This window comes from Pseudomonas sp. HK3, from assembly GCF_052920985.1.
Genome location: NZ_JBREXD010000003.1, coordinates 995,855 through 1,018,335, shown reverse-complemented (window position 1 = coordinate 1,018,335; position 22,481 = coordinate 995,855). Strand labels below are relative to the sequence as shown.

Genomic DNA, 22,481 nt, shown 5'->3' with positions numbered 1-22,481 from the left:
CGGCGTTAGCGATACAGAATGTTATTGGAGAAGTCGATGGAATGTGTTGCTCTTGAGCCACCCCTAACACAGGGTGAGAGTATTGAAATCATCAACATTGATTTTGACATTGAGACTTTAGTGGTTACCGTTCAGATCGACGGCCAGCGGATTGACCTTTCTTTTGATAGTCCTGCTGGCTTCCGTGTTTTAGATGAGGGAGATTTGCTTGAATTTTGGCCGTCATGCTCATCTAACAATGGCTGGCTATACAAAATATCAAGTAGTGGCTGGCTTGAGCAGGAAAGTAACCGGAAGGGGTTCCTTTCATCGAGTAATTCGGCCTTAATTGAATTCTTTATTATTGGCTGTAATTACTGCGTAAACGTTTTGGCTTGGGAGGCTCCAAATGTCTGTGAAAGTATTCGCTAACAAGCGCAGGCATAATCACCCTTCGGGTTGGACCTCTGCAAGCTGTCATCTTTTTTGCTTCGCAAAAAAGTCGCCAACTTGCTCCGGCCTGTGCTGCGAGCGTTATGCTCTTCAAGGCCTAGTGAATTAACTATATGCTCGAATTTATACTCATAATCGCCTGCCTTAGTGCAATAATCATTGGCCTTATCATTGCTATTCCTTTCATGGTCAAACTACACACCGAGTCAGATGCTGATCCAGACCATATATATTCAATTTTTACGCGTGAATCTGGCTCACGGGGCATGTACATTACTTTACCTGCACTGGTAACAATGCCGCTTGTTTTAATCGCAAACCCGCCAGACGAATTTATGTATATTTTCGGTTTCTTAGTTTTTGCAGTAATTGCGCTTTATTTACAACTATCTGTCTACCAAGGTTACAATGTGCTCAACAGTAAGATGCGCCGTATATTGGCAATACTAATAGGTGCATTAATATTGCTAGCTATACTCGCAAACCACGAGCTAATAAACGGTAATTTATATATTGTATTGCATAGCTCTATTAGTATTTATTGGGGTGGGCTAGCTGTATATAAGCGTTCTAAACTAATTAAGCATAACCAAGCGCTCAATAGGACTCCGTAATAATGGCACCTTTTCTGCGCTACGCGGCAAAAAAGTCGCCATTGGTAATCCCCCCTTAAATTAATAGGCACCATAAGTAGAATTTTCTCGTATATTAAACGCAGGAGATCTACATGAAAAAATCACGTTATAGCGACAGCCAAATAATGGCCATCCTAAAACAAGCTGACGCAGGCACTCCAGTACCTGAGTTATGCCGTGAGCTCGGTATGAGTTCAGCCAGCTTTTATAAGTGGCGAGCTAAGTATGGCGGTATGGATGCATCCATGATTGCACGACTAAAAGAGCTTGAAGATGAGAATCGACGGTTAAAGAAAATGTATGCTGAAGAGCGCCTTAAATCTGAGATTATTCAGGAGGCTATGGCAAAAAAGTGGTGAAGCCGTCGCAGCGTAAAGAGTTAGCCCAACAAGCTGTATCAAATTACGCAGTGAGCATTCGGCTTGCGTGCCAAGCATTTTCTATCAGTGAAACCTGTTATCGGTATCAATCTCTTCTGAGTTCGGAAAACGAAGAAATAGCCGACTGGCTAGTTAATTTAACCGAAAAAGAATCCGACTGGGGTTTTGGGCTGTGCTTTGATTATTTACGTAATGTGAAGGCTTTTAAATGGAATCATAAACGGGTTTACCGAATTTATTGTGAGTTGGCTTTAAATTTACGTATCAAACCCAGAAGGCGGTTAAAGCGCAACAAGCCTGAACCATTAAAAGAGCCAACAAAAATCAACCAAGTTTGGTCAATGGATTTTATGCACGATCAGCTGGCCGACCAAAGAAAATTCCGGCTGTTTAATGTGATCGATGACTACAGACGTGAAGGACTTGCGATTGAAGCTGGGTTCTCTCTGCCAACCGCAAGAGTCACGCGTGTGCTTGATCAGCTATTGGAGTGGCGTTCAAAGCCCATCGCAATACGCTGTGACAATGGACCTGAATTTATTAGTCATGAGTTTACTGGTTGGGCCAAAAAACAGGGTATTCGCATTGAATATATTCAGCCAGGAAACCCACAACAAAATGCTTATATTGAGAGAGCTAATCGCACAATTCGATATAGCTGGCTAAGTAAATATTTGTTTGAAACTTTAAATGAGGTTCAAGACTATGCAACAAACTGGTTATGGTTTTACAATAACGAACGGCCACATAAAGCAAACGGTGGCAGACCACCGTTGATGGCTGCTTAATTTCTACTTTTGACGTCAGTTAAAAAAGGGGGGATTATCGCATAACCGATAGCGGTCGTATTCTTGGTAAGATTAAATTTGATAGCCATAAAGATGAGTACATATTCTGCCCTGATAATGATTCAATCGTTTTATCAAGTTTAGAAGAGTCCAATATTACGCAGAGGTTGTCCGGTCTTGGTTCTGGTGAGTATTCAATACCGATGCAAGATGATGATTAATTTATAATGCTATCAAACAAAAAACGCAGCCAATGGCTGCGTTTTTTTGCTTCAATAAAGGCTGAACGCTTACAAGCTAGCGGCCAATTCAGACGCCAGTTTAATCGCGCGCTTAGCATCAAGCTCACCTGCGAACTCAGCACCACCTACAAGGTGTAAACCAAAGTTGTGTTCGTTATTGCCTTGTAAGTCTTTGAACAACTGATTCACGCTCACTTGGCCAGCACACAATACAACGTGGTCAACGTCTAGAACGCGTTGTTCAATGACATCGCCTTCTTTGTTGCTGATAGTGATGTGTAGTCCTTCGTCGTCGATTTTGTCGTAGCCAACGCCTGCGATCATTTCAACGCCTTTCATTTTCACTGCAGCGCGGTGAACCCAGCCAGAGGTTTTGTTTAAGCCGCGGCCCAAAGACGTCGTTTTACGCTGAAGCATGTAAACCTTACGTGGTGAAGGCTCGATGTCCATTGGTTGTAAACCGCCCGCGTTAACGTTGTTGATTTCGACGCCCCACTCTTTAAACCATAATTCTTTGTTTAGCGTTAACGACTCACCTTGGTGTGTTAGGTATTCGCTTACGTCGAAACCAATACCGCCAGCGCCCATTACCGCTACTTTACCGCCAAGTTCTAGGCCTTTACCTAGTAGCTCTTGGTAGGTCACGACTTTTTCGTGATCAATCCCTGGCATGTTAGGTACACGTGGTTCAACACCGGTAGATACGATGATTTCATCAAAGCCTGCGTCTTTAAGGTCGTCAGCGGTTACCCAAGTGTTTAACTTAAGTTCGATGTTGTGTACTTCAACCATTTTGGTGAAGTAACGAATGGTTTCGACAAATTCTTCTTTACCTGGAATTTTACTGGCAAATAAGAACTGGCCACCAATGTTTTCACGACCTTCAAAAATCGTCACCTTGTGGCCACGTTTTGCGGCAACGGTGGCTGCGGCTAAACCAGCAGGGCCAGAACCCACAACTGCAATCTTTTTAGGTGCGTGAGTTGGGGTGTAAAGCAATTCGGTTTCGTGACAAGCGCGTGGGTTAACCAAGCAACTTGAACGTTGGTTTTGGAATGTGTGATCCAAGCATGCTTGGTTACAGGCGATACAGGTGTTGATTTCGTCAGCACGGCCTTCAGCGGCTTTGTTTACCCATTCGCTATCCGCAAGGAACGGGCGCGCCATGGACACCATGTCGGCTTGACCGTTTGCTAGGATTTCTTCGGCAGTGTCAGGCATGTTGATGCGGTTAGACGCCACAACTGGAATGTTTACAGCGGCTTTTACTTTTGCGGTTGGGTCAACGAATGCAGCGCGCGGTACTGAGGTGACAATCGTCGGTACGCGAGCTTCATGCCAGCCGATACCACTGTTGATAATAGTAACACCGGCTTTTTCGAGTTCTTGAGCCAGCTCAATCACCTCTGCCATGCTTGAACCGCCTTCAACAAGGTCGATCATAGATAGGCGGAACATGATGATGAATTTCTCGCCCACTTGCTTGCGAGTTTCGCGTACGATTTCTAGTGCTAAACGCATACGGTTTTCGTATGAACCACCAAACTCGTCATCACGTTGGTTGGTGCGTTTGTTTAAAAACTGAGTAATGAAGTAACCTTCAGAGCCCATAATCTCAACACCGTCATAGCCTGCTTTTTGCGCAAGCTTGGCGCTTTTAGCATATTGGCGAATGGTTTTATAAACGCCTTTTGTGGTTAAGGCTTTTGGCTTGAACGGCGTAATAGGGGACTTAATCGCAGATGGTGCAACGCTGTATGGGCTATAGCCATAACGACCCGCGTGAAGAATCTGTAGGCAAATTTTACCGCCAGCATCGTGAACCGCTTTGGTCACTTTTTTGTGCATTGGCACTTGCAAAACATTGTTTAAACGAGAACCAAGGGCAATCAGTTCGCCGCGACGGTTAGGAGAGAAACCACCCGTTACCATTAAAGCCACGCCACCACGTGCACGTTCAGCAAAGTACTCGGCCAGTTGTTTGAAGTGCCAAGGGCGATCTTCAAGACCGGTGTGCATTGACCCCATGATGACGCGGTTCTTAAGTGTGGTGAAGCCAAGATCGAGTGGCTCTAGTAAATGTGGGTACTGACTCATCAAGCTGTCCTCTGTTTATTATGTGAGGGAATATAGGGTGCATTATTTGTAAGGTAAATGACTCAAGTGCGCAATTCAGTGATTGAAATGCGCATTCAATGTGTAAATAGGCCGTTTTATCCATTTTGGCGATACCCAGAGGTTTTCTAGTGACGAACGAGTCTTTCACCAAGCCACTGCGGGCCTATTAAAATAGGGCGTTAACTTTGCTGGTTTTAGTTCCAAACCTTGGAGGCGCAATGCAAATCTCTCAATCACCGTCTATGAGAAGCTTAGACCAAGCCACGAAAACACAACAAACTCAGCAAGCGCGCCTAAGCAGCGGTCAACGCATTAACAGTGCAAAAGACGATGCCGCAGGGTTAGCTATTAGCAACCGTATGGATACTCAGAGCCGCTCAATGAATGCAGCCATTCGTAACACAATGGATGGTGTGTCACGCACACAGGTAGAAGACGGCGCACTGGGCAGCATAAGCGAAGATCTACAGCGAGTGCGTGAACTGACGGTGCAGCAGCAAAACGGCATTTTAAATGAGAGCGATAAAGCCGCTATTCAGTCTGAAATCGATCAACGGCTCGAATCAGTGAATAGCCAATTTGAGCAAACCCAATTTAATGGGCAAAACGTTTTTGAAAATAAAGACCTAGGTTTTCAAGTGGACGCCAATGCAGGGGATCAAATTGAATTAAAAGGCTCAGACGTAGCCGATGCACTCTCGCAAGCGGGTATTGAAGTCGGCAGTGACTTGGATTTAGACGCCATTGATGCTGCGTTGCAGTCCGTGAATGCCCGCCGCAGCGAATTAGGCGCTGTGTCTAACCGGTTGTCGCAATCGGCTGAGTTTGTTGAATTGAAAAATCAAAATAACCAAGAAGCCAGTAGTCGAATTCGTGATACCGATTTTGCGCAGGCCAGTTCAGAAAAAGCCAAAGGCGATATTCAACAGCAGGTGGCCATCAGTTTGTTCGCGCAGGGAAATACCAATCGTCAGGACGTGCTAAAACTATTGGGGTAACGCACCTCAATTGCGCGTCTCTTTTTTTGCGAACCGCTTTGCAACGGATCGTTCCATTGGTGCTCGTTAGTTTTCAATTTACGTAAAGCTGTGTACTGTGAAGCCAAACAGGGGACAGCTATGACAATAAAAACAACAATCCACTATCGTACCTGTAACTTATGCGAAGCCATGTGTGGTGTAAAGGTTGAGCATCAAGGGACAAAAATTCTTTCTATTAAGGGCGATGAGAGCGACCCATTCAGCCAAGGGCATATCTGCCCCAAAGCGATTGCGTTGCAAGACCTATATGAAGACCCAGACCGTCTGACGTTGCCCATGGAGCGTACCGAGAACGGTTGGCAAAAAATTTCATGGCAAGACGCGTTTGATAAAGCCGCCGCGGGTATTGCCAGCGTACAAAAGCAACATGGTCAAAATGCGTTAGGGGTTTACTTGGGTAATCCCAATGTACACAACTTAGGCAGCATGTTGTCTATTCGCCATATTCTTGGGGCGTTAAAAACCCGTACTCGCTTTAGCGCTACATCTATCGACCAATTACCGCATCACATTGTGGCTTACCATTTGTTTGGCCATCAATTGCGCATTCCTGTTCCTGATATTAATCGCACCAACCATATGGTGATTATGGGGGCGAACCCTTTGGCGTCTAACGGCAGTATTATGACCGTGGCGAACGTGCGTCAAAAAATTAAAGATATTAAAAAGCGTGACGGTAAAGTAGTGGTGATTGATCCACGCAAAACCGAAACCGCCGATTTAGCCAGCCAGCATCATTTTATCAAACCCGGATCAGACGTGGTGCTGCTGTTGGCTATGGTGAATCATGTTTTCACACAAAACTTAGTTAAACCATCAAAGGCATTGGATTTAGCCCAAGGCTATGAAGACATTGCCCACCAAGTGAAAGACTTTAGCTTAGAGTACGCAGCACAACACACAGGCATTGCCGCAGCCGACATTGCAATCATGGTCGAGGAGTTCTGCCAAGCCGATAACGCCGTCTTGTATGGTCGCATGGGCGTGAGTGTGCAGGAGTTTGGTTTGTTAAGTCAGTATTTGATTATGCTGTTTAATTTATTAACGGGTTCGCTAGATGAAGAAGGCGGCATGATGTTCGCCACACCCGCGGCGGATGTGGTTGCCAATAGTGGCCCAGGTTATGTGAATAAACGCCAAAGCCGAGTGCGTGGCTTACCAGATTTTAATGGTGAGTTTCCGGTAGCGTGTTTGTCTGAAGAAATTCTGACCCCGGGCGAGGGGCAAATTAAAGCCATGTTTACTGTGGCGGGTAATCCAGTATTAAGCACACCCAATGGTCAGCAATTAGACACGGCGCTTGAGTCATTAGACTTTATGGTGTGCGTGGATTATTACCTGAATGAAACCACGCGCCATGCCAATATTATTTTACCACCAGTATCCCCAATTGAGCGTGACCATTACGATGTGACGTTTCATAATTTAGCGGTACACAACACGGCAAAATTTTCGAAAGCCATGTTTAAAACCCCAAAAAATGCCCGACACGATTGGCAGATTTATCTAGAGCTGGCAAAACGATTACAGCCGAAATTGCCTTTCACCCAAAAATTGATGCGAGGCATTACCGGATTAATCGGCCCTAATTTTTTACTAAACGCCATGTTAAAACGTGGGCCATATCCGGGTTTAAATTTAGGCAAACTCAAAAAGCGTCCGCATGGTGTTGATTTAGGTCCCTTGCATGCTCGCTTGCCTCAAGCCCTTCGCCATAAAGATAAAACCATACATTTAAATATGGACTTTTATTTTGCAGACTTGCCTCGCTTAAAACAAAAACTGGATGCCTCATTAGACAAAATGGCAGATACCGATGCTTTATTAATTGGTCGCCGCCATGTTCGCAGTAATAATTCATGGATGCACAACAGCCAGCGTTTAGTGAAAGGCAAATCTCGCTGCACATTATTGATTCACTCTGATCATGCGAAACAATTAAATATAACCGATGGCCAGCAAGTGCAAGTGACCTCGCGGGTGGGGCAGGTTGTCATTGGCGCTGAAGTGAGTGACGAAATTATGCCGGGAGTGGTGAGCATTCCTCATGGTTGGGGTCATAACCGCAAAGGCACGAGGCAAACCATTGCCGACGCCCATGCGGGTGTTAGCGTGAACGATTTAACCGACGATTTAATGATCGACGAGCTATCTGGCAATGCGGCTGTCAATGGCGTCCCCGTGACGTTATTGCCAGTGGTGGAGCAGGTGGCGGTTTAATCTCAATAGATTTGAGCAATTATCACATTTTACCGAATGCCGCTTAGCAGTATGCTGGCGGTTTAAAATAACAATAAACAGGTAAATCAATGGATCTTCTAAACAAAGTCGCCATCGTGACAGGCGGTGCTTCTGGCTTGGGTTTTGCGGCCTGCGAGGCATTAGTGGCAAAAGGCGCGAAAGTGTGTATTTTTGATATGAACCAAGCGCTCGCCGAAAAAGCAGTGAAAATGCTGGGCAGTGAAAGCGCATGCTTCGCCAGCGTGAATGTTACCGATGAAGCCTCAGTCGAAACCGGTATTCAAACCTGTATTGACGTGTATGGCGATTTGCACATCGTATTAAACAGCGCAGGCATTGGCCCACCAGAAAAAGTCATTGACCGTGAAGGTAATCCCTTACCCCTCGAAAATTTCAAAAAAATCGTGGATGTCAATCTATTCGGTACATTTAATGTACTGAGTAAAGCGGCCGCACAGATGGCAAAAGGCGACCCAGTTAATGCAGATAATGGCCGAGGTGTGATTATCAATGTGGCCTCGGTGGCGGCTTTTGATGGTCAAATAGGTCAACCGGCTTACGCGGCAAGCAAGGCCGGAGTGGCGGGTATGGCATTACCAATTGCGCGTGAATTAGCCCGTTATGGGATTCGCTGTAACACCATCGCACCTGGGTTGTTCCGCACGCCTTTGGCTGAGAGCTTGGGCGAAAGCGTTATCGAAGCGTTGGGCAACAGTGTTGAATACCCTAAACGATTGGGAGATCCAAAAGAATTTGGTAACTTGGTGGTCCACATGGCAGAGAACGATTACCTTAATGGCGAGGTCATTCGGTTAGATGGCGCCATTCGCATGGCAGCTAAATAAAATAGGCCAATTTGCTCAAAATGGACTTGGTGGCGATAATAATTGTGATAAGGTTGCTAAGCACATTTTCATTGACAACATAGGACAATAATAATGAAACATTTTCTCGTACTTGCCGCATTAACGTTTGGTTTAATTAGCCAGTCTACTTTGGCTGATAACCTGTCACCAGAAGGCACGTGGAAAACCATTGATGACGAAACAGGCAAAGCAAAAAGCCTTGTAAAAATCTGGATTGATAACGGCGAATTGAACGGTAAAATTGTTAAACTCATTGAGCCAGATGAAGAAAACCCGACGTGCACAGAATGTGACGGTGATAAAAAAGATCAACCTATTCTAGGTATGCAATTTATTTGGGGTTTAACCGAAGATGATGGTGTGTGGGATGATGGTGAAATTTTAGACCCAGCAACCGGCAGTGTTTATAGCTCTAAAATTGAAGTAACGGATGGCGGCCAAAAACTGGATGTGCGCGGTTATGTTGGTTTTGCATTTGCTGGCCGTTCTCAGGTTTGGCATCGCGTAGAAGCAGCGCCAGTTGCACAAGAAACCGTATCCGTACCTGCGGCAGTAAAAGGCAGCATGGCTAATTAAGGTATTTTTAAGTTAATTAAAAACAAGCGTAATTGTTTCAATTACGCTGTTTTTTTATGTGAAAAGGTGTTCTGCTCGATTTGGCTTACTAAAATAGTAACCTTGAATATAATCACACTTCATTTCTTTAAGTAATTGCCATTGACCCTCTGTTTCGACTCCTTCTGCGATTGTTTTTAAATTTAAATGCTGTGCCAAATCAATAATAGCAGCCACAATGTTTTTATCATCTGTGTCATGTTCTAAATTTCTCACAAATGCTTGATCAATTTTTAATGAGTCAATTGGGAATTTTTTTAAATAGCTTAATGACGAGTAACCCGTACCAAAGTCATCAATAGCCAATGCAAACCCCATTTCTTTTAGTCGTTTCATAATGGCAATACTTTGATCTGCGTTCTCCATTATTAAGCTTTCTGTTATTTCTAATTCTACGTGTTTAGGATTTACGCCTGTTTTATCAAGCAATGCTTGTAGTTGCTCAAGAAAATGACGATATTGAAACTGCCTTGCTGAAATATTAATGGCCACTTGAATAGGGTGGCCTTCGGTATAAAATGCTTTTGTTTGATTAAAGCATTGCTCAATGATCCAATGCCCCATTTTAATGATTAACCCGGTTTGCTCGGCCACAGGAATAAACGTTGCTGGGCTGACCATGTCGCCGTCCTCTTTAAACCAGCGAATCAGCGCTTCGGCCCCGGTTATTTGCCCTGTATCTGCATTAACCTTTGCTTGATAAAACATCACAAACTGTTGTTTCTCTAATGCTTCGCGTATCCCTCTTTCAATGGGGAGCCAGCTTTGTTCGGCGGCATGCAGTGTTGCGTTATAAGCTTCAACATTATTGCCAATAATACGGGCATGGTTAAGCGCAGCATGCCCGTTGCTAATCAAACCTTGCGTGTTATCACCGTCTTGCGGGTAGTGGCAATAGCCCATGCTCAAATTTAAATAATAGCTGTGCTCATTAACAAACAATGCATCATCCATAGCGGCTTGTATGGCTTTAGCTACATAGGTGATCTCATTCGGATTACTGTGCTGCACAATTAAACAAAAGGTTGAACCTTCAAGGCGATAACTTTTTATTTGGCAACTAAGATGTTGGCTAATATCAAGCAATCTTTTACCAAGGTGATGAATAATGGCATCACCAGCATGGTAGCCTTGGCTTGATGTTATAAATTTAAAGCGGTCGATGCTTACAAATAAAATAGAGCAGGGTTGCTTGGCCTCAATCGCGCACGCCAAGTCGGTTTCAAATTTACGTCGGTTGGCTAAGCCTGTGTGTATGTCATGGAAGGCTTGGTATTCCAATTGTGCTTGTGCGGCTTTTTGTTCGGTGACATCTTCGATGTACAGATGGCAGCTTTCTAAGTCACGTAATAACGAGACACTAAATTGCAAATGATGTTGACTAATGGTTGCTTCAAAGTTTACGACGTTTTCATAATCGGCTTGCCATTGTTTTAGCTGAGCATGAAAATTTTGAGGCAAGAGATCTGTTAAGTTAGTTGAATTTGGGTGAATCTTTTCAAGCAAGTGATGACAAGCAGGGTTAGAAAATAATATATCCCCATACCAATTTAAATTCATAACGGGATTTGGGTTACGCTCAGGAAACTTAGCAAGTGCTTTTCGTTTGGCTGTTTTACGAATAATAATTTGCGTAAAATAGCCTAAAATTAACGCAATGATCACAATAATGACGGTATACAGAATCACTAAATCGACAATATGTTGAATTTGATTTTGGGTATCTTCAGCTTGTTGTTGTGCTTGTTGTTCGACCTCTTGGGTTAGCTCAACCAAGATACTTTCTGCAGTTTGCCCAGCTTGAGTGAGCAGAGCAAGATCCGCTCGAGCTTTATCCCAGCTGGTGTTGTCCGAGGATAAGTTAGCATCAAGCGCGCCCTGTAGTGCTTTAATATCGCCATACAATTTTGGCAGGCTCATCACATGGCCAGAAAAGCTCTCATTAATGGCCATTAATTGCTGCGCTAGGCCGTCTTCTGTTTTCTTTATTTGAGGCCAAAGCTGATCACGGGTGGTACTGGCGTAGTATTCATACAATAAGCGCTCATGCTCGGTAATATTGGCGCGTAATTGCTTAATTAGGTTGAGCTTGGGGATCGCCACCGATACAAGGTTGCGGCTGCTAATCCCAGCTTTTTCGCCGTTTTCACGAATGATAAGTGATAACGCGATCCCCACGGTGACCACCAGAGCAAAGCTTATCCATACTCGTTTGGTTAGACTCATTTTTAATAACGTAAATTGCTTAAACATACATTAAGCATAGACCGTTCTCGCATATTGTTTAGATAACTAGAACTGGTTCACGGCTTAGAGGGGCGGCCCTAGTGGGGTAATCACAATTGATTTACGATGTGCCCGCTATTTCTTAGCAATCATTTAATAAGGGTATAAATTATGTTGAAGCAACTAGCGATCTTAGTAGCCGCATTTGCATTAATGGCATGTGGTGAAACGTCTGTAACAGAACAAGCAGAAACCACAACAGAAGCGGTTGAAGCACAAGCAACAGCCGCAGTTGAAGCCGCTGAAGAAATGGCTGGCGATGCAAAAGAAAGCGCAGAAGAAGCAATGGAAACAGCTAAAGAAGCAATGGAAGACGCTGCTGATGTAGCGGAAGAAAAAATTGAAGAAGCAAAAGAAGCAGTTGCCTCAGGCTCTGTAGAAGATTAATTCTTCTCACATAGCTTGGTACCGTCAAGCTATGTGCTTTCTATTTCTTATCTTCTAGTGGAAAAGTGCTAGCTTAATCTTATTTTCTAAGACTTATTTATAGTATACAAATCTACACTTTGGCTTAGCCTATTTATTCGGTAAAGTAGGGCCTTGCCCTCTAAGTTAGCCACCCGTTTCCATAGTGAATTAGCTTAGATCAACTGCTTTATTCAAGGAAGAATATGCTCGCGCTAAAATATTCTCACCAGCTTTCATGGGGTGAACTCAAGTTCATCGAAGACCCAATGCTCGCTATTCGCACCGTAGAAATGGAGCATGGCAAACGCATCGGTGGTAAGCACATTCAAAATGCCCACCTGCATGATTTGCCAGATGAAGACGACAGGCGCTACGACCCATACCGCTTTATAAAAACCAAACTCGAAAATGGCGAAGTATTTTTAGTCAACCACAGCACCACAGCGCCAGCCATAACCTCACTTGAAATCGATACAGACGGTAATCCAGAATACACCTATCGTCATAGTGTAAACTTATTTTTCCGCAGTGCATTCGGTGCGGCTTTACGACACATTCCTATTCCTAAGCCTATGGGCATCTTAAGGGACGAGCCAAAACCAGCTGAATCGCAACCAAAGCAAGTGAAAGCCGAGCGTGAAAAACACGTCATACTGCTTAACCTTGAAGGTCAAAATGACCGCCCGCTGCCGCTAAAACACAACATAACCTTATATGTTGAAAATACCAGTCAAAGCACTGTAGCGGTGAGGCAATTATCAGAAGTCATCTACAACCCATACAGCCGAGTGTTCAGTACCGAAAAAGGCGATGGTCTAAAAGTGTATGCCGTACCGGATAGCCTTTTAGAAGTACGCAAAGACTTAAACAAAAATAAAAACCTAGCAGAGTCTGAATCGAAAGGCCTTATAAAACCACTAGACGAAACCGGACAAGAAACCCGCGCCGATGGCGCGATACTGCATCATTTTACCTACCCAATCGCTAACAACTATATAGAAATAGAATTACTTGATGAGGATGATGAGCCAGAGGCGGGTGTTAGATACCAGATTCTAAATAAATCAGAAGACATTATTGCCTATGGTTGTCTGGATTCAAGCGGGTATGCCTATATTGATGGGCTTGAATATACGGATGTCACTATTAGCTTTCCGGCTTATAAGTAGTATTGAATATAAGTAGTTAGCAGTCTATTCGCAAAATTGAGGTAAATAAAATGGCTGAAGATAATAAAAAAGATCGCAAAAATTGGACTGTCGCCAAGAAAACAGAGTCAGAGCTATCTAAAGGAATATAGTGTTGACTTAAAAAAAAGTAATCAATACCAATTAGTATTGACCAGAAAAAAAGAATTCTTATTTTCATTTTAAAATAACGCTAATTAATAACATAAAACCCAAATTATTCGATATACCGTGCTGATATTGCCACTACTTGGTATATGAGTTTTAACCAAGTAAAGCCATAAATGCGACCAAAAGGAACGATAACCCATGACTGTGATCATGCCGCTAAAGGATCAAAAGGCAGCCAATTTGTATCAAAACAATTTGTCAGCTGAAGGTGGTCATTATTTACTGGGAGCAAACAGGCACTGGCATGGTGGTATGCACTTTACCATCAGCAAACCAGTACAAGCCATCGCGAATGGAAAACTAATCGCTTATAGGTTGGGCCGCGATTACCTAAAGGCAGATTTACGCCATAGCGGTCGTAACCCTAAAAACCAATACTCAAATTCGTTTGCTTTAATACAGCATGAAGCCAAAGTGAAGGGCCGTACGTTGAATTACTATTCATTGTACATGCACTTAATGCCAGCCAGTGGCTATCAGGCCAAGCCAAATTTGGCCATACCTGATTTTATACGAGCACTACAGGGCAGTGATCAAGAAGCTACTATTATAGCGGATGAAGATATCCCTGCGGGCCTGAATATCAGGCATTCAAAAACAGGTGAGATAGTCACTACCGCACCTAAAGACAGTATAGTTACGCTGGATGGTGGTGTTTACACCGAATCGCAGTTAATTCGTTTTACCGAAAAAGCTGCCAGTAACCCAAATTATAAAATGGTCACATTTACCGATCACAAGAATAATACTCATAAGGGTTATGCCTTACTCGATGAAACACGGGCGAAGCAACAAGGTGACAGCTACACCATTATTACGCGTGAAGACTCTTTGAACCCAAGCCACGCAGGCATTTTAAAAGGCCTTAATCTACGAACTGAGAAAAACTATGATGACGACACGATCATTAAAGTTATCAAGAAAAACACAAAGTTAGAAAATAAAAGTAACCGATACACAGTGGGCCACCGTCAAAGAAATCGATGGCGAGGCATTAACTGAAACAGCCTTTGTGTTTTATAATAATAAGGTTAAATTTGATGAAAACGATATTGATGAAGGTTTACTAGAAACCGTTCATTGCCCTAACCAAACAATAAAGTCCGGTGACTTACTGGGGTATCCAGGCGTTAATTTTTCACAAAATAATAGCCTTCACTTTGAGATTTTCACAGACGATAGCATCGTTGAGTTTATTAAAGATCATGACAACCTTGAAGCAAGTGACAAAACCATATTACAAGTGAATAAAGGCAGTAAGTTGTTTCAGCGCTTAAAAGTGAACGTCCCTAAATCCACTGCATCCATCGATAAACACAGTCGTATAACAATTGAAGATACCGATGCTGATAGTGAATATGTCAAAATCACAGCAGTTGGCTCGGCTGGTGTCGTAAAAAAAGTGGATATGGAAGACTATGATTCTGACTCAAGTAAATATAAAGGAATTAAGGCAAACCTTGAACAATATCAATCTAAAATAAGCAGCGATTTAGCGGCCGATAGTCGCTTAGAATTTATCTATTATTCTAACGCTGTTGGCGATATTAAAACATCAGATACAAGCGATGGCCACCGTCTAGTGGCCTTTCCCATTGCTGATGCAGCCCAGAAAACCTACTGGGTAAAACGTGATTTAATTAATAGCCAAGAAATCACCACAGATGGCGTAGACAAAGGCACTATATTATTTAATAGCCTAAATATGTTGTATGAACAAAACCCAGATGCCTTTACCTTTCAAGATGAATCGGCATTAGGTTCAAGTGATGAAGCGCTCGTCGATCTTACAAGCTGCAAGTCTTGTAAAGACAGTGATGGTGAAACTTGGTACGAAGTGAGACTGCCATTTGATGATAAAGGTCTGTGGCATTATTTGAGCTTATTAAATGGCGTAAACCGAACCGCACAAGAAAAAGGCTGGATAAAAGCCAGTGATACTGAGCTGACGTCACCACTTAATTGGCCTGGGTTTAAGCTAGCGAAAGAAAACCCAGCTGTTTCTGAAGGCAGTGCGGATACGACTAAAGATGCAAGAATTGATTATCAAAACCTAACGCCCTATTTTAAAGAACTGTTTGAAGACATTGATATTAGCGGCAATGGCGCCATCAGCGCACGTGAAATGAAAGCGGCCCTAAAAGATAGTGTATTAGCAGACCGTCTAAGCCGCGTAATCGCCAAACACCCAAGTGAGTGGCAAAGTGATGATACTTGCTCTAAATGGACGCATTTAAAAGAGCTGGTGCCGGATGATGCAGCGTTTGAAGAAGCCAAGAAACAAATTACCAATTTAGCTTGGTGGGATAAGGCTAAAGCTGCCGGAGCTAGCTTGCCTGATTCGCCTGAGGTTTATCATTTACATCCGGTGTCATACTTGGAGCAAGTAAATATTATACAAAAAATTGAAAATATTGCTGTGGAAGCAAGAATTAGAGCATTCTTGAGAATGATACGTGTTGGGGAGGGAACGATTGGAAGTCGGGGTTATGAGACCTTATTTGGAGGAGGGTCATTTATTAAAGATCATAATAAAGACTGGTCAAAACATCCTGATATTCATATCCCATTTAATGATACGACATCAACTGCTGCAGGTGCTTACCAAATTCTCAAAAATACTTGGGAATGGATTAGCGGGAAACATCCTATCAGTAATTTTTCTGCGATAAATCAAGATATAGCTGCAGTTGCTATTTTAAAATATAAAGTTTGGGGAAGTAAGTCTAGAAATGTATTGTTCTTTAATGCTTCGACAGGAGAGCGTATGAATGCATTAAGCTTAATTGTAGAAAATAGAATTAAAGATGCCATTGAAATTAGCAGTCTTGAGTGGGCGAGTTTACCGCCAGGAAGATATGGGCAGCCGATTCACAGTTATGATCAGGTTATTTCATACTATGAAAAATATTTCAAAGAAGAATTAGAGGGTAGGTCTGACCTAGTAATTTCACGTAATAAAATTATGGAGTTATTTTTTTGAAAACAAAATTACTTGCACTATGTGTTTTAATGATGAGCTTTAATCAAGCAAATGCTGAAAAAATTAGTGATTTAGAGGGGTTTTGGTCTAATGACTGTGAGTATAATGGAGCCGCAATAAAGCACAATAAATCAGATGACTTCGTGATTGAGTTATCTTCTAATCAAATATATATATTGGCTCATGCGATAGAAAATCGTGAGAAATCATATTATGAAGTTTATTTCGTCGATCCGATAAATTTAGGGCGAGGTGGTTTGCAGATACAGTGGCAAAATATATCGAAAGATATTCCATTGGGTAAGGTGAGTGATATTAAAAGCACAAGCTATGAGTTTGAATTTTACGGGATTGAATATAAAGATAAAGATAAAGATAAAGATAAAGATATAAGTCAATATATGTATCACGAATTTACTGGAAAAAAGGAATTGATATTATATTGTGATCAGATTTAGCTGGTAACTATACTCTTTTATTGTCATCGAATTGATTTACAATTTTAGCAGTTAAAGCAGTGTTTTATCATCATAATCTAGACGCGCACGACCAAGAAATTGGTGTCTAAATAATGACTATTCTAACGCTGTTGGTGATATCAAAACATCAGATACAAGCGACGGTCAGAAGCTAGTGGCCTTTCCCATTGCTGATGCAGCCCAGAAAACCTACTGGGTGAAGCGTGATTTAATTAATAGCCAAAACATCACCACAGATGGCGTAGACAAAGGCACTATATTATTTAATAGCCTAAATATGCTGTATGAACAAAACCCAGTTGCCTTTACTTTTCAAGAAGAATCAGAAAAATCATCAAGTGATGAAGCGCTCATTGATCTTATAAACTGCAAATCTTGCAAAGACAGTGATGGTGAAACTTGGTACGAAGTGAGACTGCCATTTGATGATAAAGGTTTGTGGCATTACCTGAGCTTATTAAATGGTGTAAACAGAACAGCACAAGAAAAAGGCTGGATAAAAGCCAGTGACACCACGTTAACATCCCCCCTAAATTGGCCTGGTTTTAAACTTACCAAAGAAGAGAACACGGGCAGCCAAGATGCAAGAATTGACTATCAAAACCTAACGCCCTATTTTAAAGAACTGTTTGAAGACATTGATATTAGCGGCAATGGCGCCATCAGCGCACGTGAAATGAAAGCGGCCCTAAAAGATGACGTACTAGCAGATCGCCTAAGCCGCGTAATCGCCAAACACCCAAGTGAATGGCAAAGCGATGATGGGTGTTCTAAATGGGCGCATTTAAAAGAATTAGTACCGGATGACGCAGCGTTTGAAGAAGCCAAAACGCAGATAAAAAATTTAGCTTGGTGGGATCAGGCTAAAGCTGCCGGAGCTAGCTTGCCTGATTCGCCTGAGGTTTATCATTTGCATCCGGTGAGTTTTATAGAGCAACTGGATAAACTGCCGTTAAATGCTGAACTGGTTATAACACGTTTTGCCCAATGGCCGAAGAAACCGGAAGCCTTAAACGGTGTCGATGTGGTTCCGTATGCGGAGGAAGTCTCGCCAAGTGACAGTGAATATGATAATTACCTAGCTTATATGGAGTACTTCCATGCACTTAATGCATCACAAGGTGGAACGCACTCTAAGTTTAAATTTATAACCAACGGCAGCGTTAAAATGACAGGCTATATGCTTGAAGCAGCTGGCCCTAGTTCACAAGCGGCGGGTTCCGATCAACGAATTATGCCTGGGAAGTATTCATTAATTGATAACCCAGGCAGTAAAGGCGATTTTAGGCTGGTGAAAACAACTAAAGAAGCAGCTGATGAGTTATTTGGTAATCGTAGCCTAGTAAACATTCATATAGCCAACTTCCCAAAGGATATTGAAGGGTGCTTTGCTCCTGGTGCAAAAGATTTAACGATGAATAAAGGTCAGGATAATGAGTACCCATATGTAATAGGTAGCGAAAATCAATACAATCGATTGAAAGATTTGATAATTGAACACACGCGGCAGCAAACGATTCCATCATATGATGGCAGCGAAAGTATATACAATACAACACTGTATACAGGCTTAACTGTGTTAATTAAGGAAGAATTTTAATGAAAAATATAATCATTCTATTATTGATGCTCGTGTCCTGCTCGAGTTTTTCAGAGATAATTGAAGGTGGCTCGACAGAAGAGGTTAACAATAAACGTGTGTATATTTCCAATCAGGAGCTATTGATAAGAACATCGACGAATGGACTAACAGCCCAGGAGACGCTATTAAGAGAAACCGCCATCAAGCTTTATCAAAACCCAAAAAACAGCGACTATACATTAGATTATCTTGAGATATTCCCTGATAATTTAGATGTTTTTTTAAAGGTATTTGATAATGATAGAAATCTTGATATAAAATTATATTCTGCTATCTATATCGATTTGCTCAAGCAAGCCGCCATTCAGCATCCGGAAAAAGGTGCCGAAGTGATACTGGGTATCTCAAAGTCAGCCTGTCTAAAGGGGGACTTGATGAATTATCTTCAAAATGCTCTTAGAATGTTTACGACTCATAGTCGGAAAAATTCTGATCACTATTTAGAAGTAAACGAGAAATTCACAAAAAAAGAGCAAGAGACACTCTCTGATTTCTTTAGAGCCAAACTTTACAGTGAAGATGGTGTGGGCCTTTGCAAGGAGAATGATTAAATATTTTTGAATGACAGTCTAAGGCTTTAAAGGTCAAAGCATATAGATGTATGTATAAAAATAAATTCACATCGGGTTAATATCTGCGCAAAAAAGTGCGCCGACTTAGCGGCCGATAGACGCTTATAATTTATCTATTATTCTAACGCGGTTGGTGATATCAAAACATCAGATACAAGCGATGGCCACCGTCTAGTGGCTTTTCCCATTGCAGATGCAGCCCAGAAAACCTACTGGGTAAAACGTGATTTAATTAACAGCCAAAACATCACCACAGATAATGTAGACAAAGGCACTATATTATTTAATAACCTAAATATGCTGTATGAACAAAACCCAGCTGCCTTTACTTTTCAAGACGAATCAGAAAAAGCATCAAGTGATGAAGCGCTCATTGATCTTACAAGCTGCAAGTCTTGCAAAGACAGTGATGGTGAAACTTGGTACGAAGTGAGACTGCCATTTGATGATAAAGGTCTGTGGCATTACCTGAGCTTATTAAATGGTGTGAACAGAACCGCACAAGAAAAAGGCTGGATAAAAGCCAGTGACATCACGTTAACATCCCCCCTAAATTGGCCCGGTTTTAAACTTGCTAAAGAAGTAGGCGCTGGCAGTCAAGATGCAAGAATCGATTATCAAAACCTAACACCCTATTTTAAAGAGCTGTTCGAAGACATTGATATTAGTGGTAATGGTGCCATCAGTGCACGTGAAATGAAAGCGGCCCTTAAAGATGACGTATTAGCAGACCGCCTAAGCCGCGTAATCGCCAAACACCCAAGTGAATGGCAAAACGATGATGCTTGCTCTAAGTGGACACACTTAAAAGAGCTGGTGCCGGATGATGCAGCGTTTGAAGAAGCCAAAATGCAGATAAAAAATTTAGCTTGGTGGGATAAGGCTAAGGCAGCGGGCGCTGACTTGCCAGCTTCGCCGCAGGTTTATCATTTGCATCCTGTTAGTTTTATAGAAAAGATGGTTCTATTAGAGCCTAAAGATTTAGAGTGGATGATAATTGCTAAGCGTGAAATAGGGGTGAAAGAAATAAAAGGTAGCGATCATAATCCTTCTGTAATTAAATATCACTCTGCAACTTCATTAAAAGCAAAAACTGATGAGATACCTTGGTGTTCTTCATTTGTGAACTGGATTATGAAAGAAAGTGGGTATACTGGGACTAATAGTGCTGCAGCACTTTCTTGGATTTCATGGGGAGTTGAAGTTAAGCAGCCATTGTATGGGTCAGTTGCAATAATTGATTATGGTTTAGGTAAGGGGCATGTCGGTTTTGTGTTGGGTATTCAAGGTAATTCGATTCTAATCTTGGGGGGAAATCAAAAAGATTCTGTAAATGTATCAAAGTTTAAGAAAAGTAGTTTCTCTAGATTCGTCCTTCCAAGTAATTGTTCAAAAGAAACGTGCACTATTAAAGTTATTGACGGGAATTATAAAGAAATAAATTTTAAGGAAACTAGGTGAATGAATATAATTGCATTGATATCGTTAGCATTATTCGTATCTATCTCGTGTTATGGTGATAGTAGGATTGTAGATCAAGTGTCATGGAAAGATAGCGGAGGTGAACATGTGATAAGAGTAATTGAAAAGACATCTGGAAAATATTTTTAATCTAATTGGGTGTCTTCAATATTACGTGAATTCAACTTGTAAGTGCAACATCAGGTCGGAATAAAGAGCAAGCTGGGGTAACCTCTCTGCTTTTCGTTCCGGCAAGAATAATAGGCACTATGAGAAATTACACCCAGCTCACAGAAGATCAACGATACCAAATTTACGAAGATCGCACACTTGGTTTGACACAAAAAGAAATCGCTCAAAAATTAGGCGTTCACAGGTCAACTATTTCAAGAGAGTTAAAACGCAACACTGGGCTTAGAGGTTATGGGCCTAGGCAAGCTCAACAGTTATCAGAAAATAGAAAGCAGCAGCGTGCGTCAACGCGTATTCCCTCGCACCATTGGCTGCGTGTGGAGGCGCTAATTGAGGAAGACTGGAGTCCAGGGCAGATCAGCGAATGGTTAGCGATCAACGAAGCCATTTTTATTAGCCATGAGTGGATTTACCTGCACATTTATCAAAACAAATCTGATGGAGGGAGTCTGCATCAGCACCTGCGTTGTCAAAAGAAACGACGAAAGCGTTACGGTACAAATAGCCGCCGAGGACAGCTAAAAGACAGGGTTTCGATTGATGATCGCCCCAGCATCGTTGATTTAAAAACGCGTATAGGTGATTGGGAAGCGGATACCGTGACAGGTTTGCAAGCAGGGCCAAGATTGGTCACGCTAGTTGAACGAAAAACACGATTTACGTTAATAGGGCTGGCCAAAAATAAAAGTGCAGAAGCGGTGACTGATACAATCAAAGAGATGCTCAGCGGTTACCATGATGTGGTTAAAACCATTACGTATGACAACGGAAAAGAATTCGCTGGCCACATGGATATCGCTAAGGAGAGTGAATCAAAATCGTATTTCGCTCATCCCTACAGTTCGTGGGAACGAGGATTAAATGAAAATACAAACGGATTACTACGCCAATATTTTCCAAAAGGATCGGATTTTTCATTGCTGAATAAAAGAGATATTGAAATTGTTATTAATAAACTCAATAATCGCCCAAGAAAATGCTTAGAATTTAAAACACCGAATCAAACGATTTTCGGAATCAACCCACCGGTTGCACTTGTGAGTTGAATTCACGAACTAAAGAAGCAGCGGATGAGCTATTTGGTAATCGTAGCCTAGTAAACATTCATATAGCCAACTTCCCAAAGGATATTGAAGGGTGCTTTGCTCCTGGTAAGATAGATCGGATAATGTATGAAGGCGAAGGTAATGAGTATCCGTATGTGGCAGACAGCGAAACGCAATATAATCGATTGAAAGACTTGATAATTGAACATACAAGGCCGCGAACGTCTCCATCATATGATGGCAGCGAAGATATATATAATACAACACTGTATACAGGCTTGACTGTGATGATAGAGGAAGAATTTTAATGAAAAATATAATCATACTGCTATTGATGATAGTGACATTCTCTAGCTTTTCGGAAATTATTAGTGGGGCTTCGACAGAAGAAGTTAATGGAAAGCGAGTCCGTATTTCTTTCGAAACTATTTTAATGAGAACATCCACGGACGAACTAACAGCCCAAGAGAAGCTATTAAGAAAAACCGCCATCAAACTCTATCAAAACCCAAAAAACAGCGACTATACATTAGATTATCTTGAGATATTCCCTGATAATTTTTAGATGATTTTTTAAAGGTATTTGATAATGATAAAAATCAAGACATTCGACTTAACTCGGATATCTATATCGATTTACTCAAGCAAGCCGCCATTCAGCATCCGGAAAAAGGTGCCGAAGTGATACTGGGTATCT

Annotated in this window: 19 protein-coding genes; 17 read left to right on the top strand and 2 right to left on the bottom strand. The window is 42.0% G+C overall.

Annotated features, from left to right (window positions below):
• Positions 1 to 36: 36 nt before the first annotated feature.
• Positions 37 to 411 carry a hypothetical protein gene (locus ACU6U9_RS20330; protein ID WP_446736790.1) on the top strand — a complete coding sequence of 125 codons (375 nt, stop codon included), beginning with the start codon at positions 37 to 39 and terminating at the stop codon, positions 409 to 411.
• Between the two features lie 748 nt (positions 412 to 1,159).
• Positions 1,160 to 2,235, top strand: a protein-coding gene (locus ACU6U9_RS20325; RefSeq protein ID WP_446736789.1) for an IS3 family transposase whose coding sequence is annotated in 2 segments (ribosomal slippage) — positions 1,160 to 1,412 and positions 1,412 to 2,235 — 1,077 coding nt in all. Because the reading frame shifts where the segments join, the coding sequence is not laid out codon by codon here.
• 290 nt (positions 2,236 to 2,525) lie between these two features.
• On the opposite strand, the gene ACU6U9_RS20320 is transcribed toward ACU6U9_RS20325, so the two are convergent.
• Positions 2,526 to 4,577: an oxidoreductase gene (locus ACU6U9_RS20320; protein WP_446736788.1), complete on the bottom strand. Its 2,052-nt coding sequence runs from the start codon at positions 4,575 to 4,577 to the stop codon at positions 2,526 to 2,528.
• Positions 4,578 to 4,813: 236 nt separating this feature from the next.
• Here ACU6U9_RS20320 and ACU6U9_RS20315 point away from each other — a divergent pair, with 236 nt between their 5' ends.
• The 4 genes from ACU6U9_RS20315 (at position 4,814) to ACU6U9_RS20300 (ending at position 9,318) form a co-directional block, all read left to right on the top strand.
• Positions 4,814 to 5,593: a flagellin gene (locus ACU6U9_RS20315; protein ID WP_446736787.1), complete on the top strand. Its 780-nt coding sequence runs from the start codon at positions 4,814 to 4,816 to the stop codon at positions 5,591 to 5,593.
• Between the two features lie 120 nt (positions 5,594 to 5,713).
• Complete coding sequence (locus ACU6U9_RS20310; protein WP_446736786.1) at positions 5,714 to 7,855, top strand: molybdopterin oxidoreductase family protein; 2,142 nt, start codon at positions 5,714 to 5,716, stop codon at positions 7,853 to 7,855.
• Between the two features lie 89 nt (positions 7,856 to 7,944).
• Complete coding sequence (locus ACU6U9_RS20305) at positions 7,945 to 8,721, top strand: SDR family NAD(P)-dependent oxidoreductase (RefSeq protein WP_446736785.1); 777 nt, start codon at positions 7,945 to 7,947, stop codon at positions 8,719 to 8,721.
• Positions 8,722 to 8,814: 93 nt separating this feature from the next.
• Positions 8,815 to 9,318 (top strand): DUF2147 domain-containing protein, encoded by a 504-nt coding sequence (locus tag ACU6U9_RS20300; RefSeq protein ID WP_446736784.1) that lies wholly within the window; start codon positions 8,815 to 8,817, stop codon positions 9,316 to 9,318.
• 54 nt (positions 9,319 to 9,372) lie between these two features.
• On the opposite strand, the gene ACU6U9_RS20295 is transcribed toward ACU6U9_RS20300, so the two are convergent.
• The gene (locus tag ACU6U9_RS20295) at positions 9,373 to 11,610 is read right to left on the bottom strand and encodes a putative bifunctional diguanylate cyclase/phosphodiesterase (protein WP_446736783.1); all 2,238 of its coding nucleotides are present in this window, start codon (positions 11,608 to 11,610) and stop codon (positions 9,373 to 9,375) included.
• Positions 11,611 to 11,754: 144 nt separating this feature from the next.
• On the opposite strand from ACU6U9_RS20295, the gene ACU6U9_RS20290 reads away from it, so the two are divergent.
• From ACU6U9_RS20290 to ACU6U9_RS20240, 11 genes are all read left to right on the top strand, one after another.
• Positions 11,755 to 12,030, top strand: a complete 276-nt coding sequence (locus ACU6U9_RS20290) for a hypothetical protein (protein WP_446736782.1) — start codon at positions 11,755 to 11,757, stop codon at positions 12,028 to 12,030.
• Between the two features lie 224 nt (positions 12,031 to 12,254).
• A complete protein-coding gene (locus ACU6U9_RS20285) occupies positions 12,255 to 13,220 on the top strand; it encodes a hypothetical protein (protein ID WP_446736781.1) in 966 nt (321 codons plus the stop codon).
• 327 nt (positions 13,221 to 13,547) lie between these two features.
• Entirely contained in the window at positions 13,548 to 14,411 is an 864-nt protein-coding gene (locus tag ACU6U9_RS20280) for a hypothetical protein (protein ID WP_446736780.1), read from the top strand.
• A gap of 10 nt (positions 14,412 to 14,421) precedes the next feature.
• Positions 14,422 to 16,392 carry a glycoside hydrolase family 24 protein gene (locus ACU6U9_RS20275; RefSeq protein ID WP_446736779.1) on the top strand — a complete coding sequence of 657 codons (1,971 nt, stop codon included), beginning with the start codon at positions 14,422 to 14,424 and terminating at the stop codon, positions 16,390 to 16,392.
• Entirely contained in the window at positions 16,389 to 16,850 is a 462-nt protein-coding gene (locus ACU6U9_RS20270; protein ID WP_446736778.1) for a hypothetical protein, read from the top strand. The genes ACU6U9_RS20275 and ACU6U9_RS20270 overlap by 4 nt, the downstream gene beginning before the upstream one ends.
• Positions 16,851 to 17,025: 175 nt before the next feature.
• The gene (locus ACU6U9_RS20265) at positions 17,026 to 18,471 is read left to right on the top strand and encodes a hypothetical protein (RefSeq protein ID WP_446736777.1); all 1,446 of its coding nucleotides are present in this window, start codon (positions 17,026 to 17,028) and stop codon (positions 18,469 to 18,471) included.
• Positions 18,471 to 19,064: a hypothetical protein gene (locus ACU6U9_RS20260; RefSeq protein WP_446736776.1), complete on the top strand. Its 594-nt coding sequence runs from the start codon at positions 18,471 to 18,473 to the stop codon at positions 19,062 to 19,064. The genes ACU6U9_RS20265 and ACU6U9_RS20260 overlap by 1 nt, the downstream gene beginning before the upstream one ends.
• 195 nt (positions 19,065 to 19,259) lie before the next feature.
• Entirely contained in the window at positions 19,260 to 20,546 is a 1,287-nt protein-coding gene (locus ACU6U9_RS20255; RefSeq protein WP_446736775.1) for a TIGR02594 family protein, read from the top strand.
• A gap of 269 nt (positions 20,547 to 20,815) precedes the next feature.
• Positions 20,816 to 21,784 carry an IS30 family transposase gene (locus ACU6U9_RS20250; protein WP_446736774.1) on the top strand — a complete coding sequence of 323 codons (969 nt, stop codon included), beginning with the start codon at positions 20,816 to 20,818 and terminating at the stop codon, positions 21,782 to 21,784.
• The gene (locus ACU6U9_RS20245) at positions 21,781 to 22,092 is read left to right on the top strand and encodes a hypothetical protein (RefSeq protein ID WP_446736773.1); all 312 of its coding nucleotides are present in this window, start codon (positions 21,781 to 21,783) and stop codon (positions 22,090 to 22,092) included. Before ACU6U9_RS20250 ends, ACU6U9_RS20245 begins: the two co-directional genes overlap by 4 nt.
• Positions 22,092 to 22,349 (top strand): hypothetical protein, encoded by a 258-nt coding sequence (locus ACU6U9_RS20240; protein WP_446736772.1) that lies wholly within the window; start codon positions 22,092 to 22,094, stop codon positions 22,347 to 22,349. The genes ACU6U9_RS20245 and ACU6U9_RS20240 overlap by 1 nt, the downstream gene beginning before the upstream one ends.
• The last annotated feature ends 132 nt before the right edge of the window (positions 22,350 to 22,481 follow it).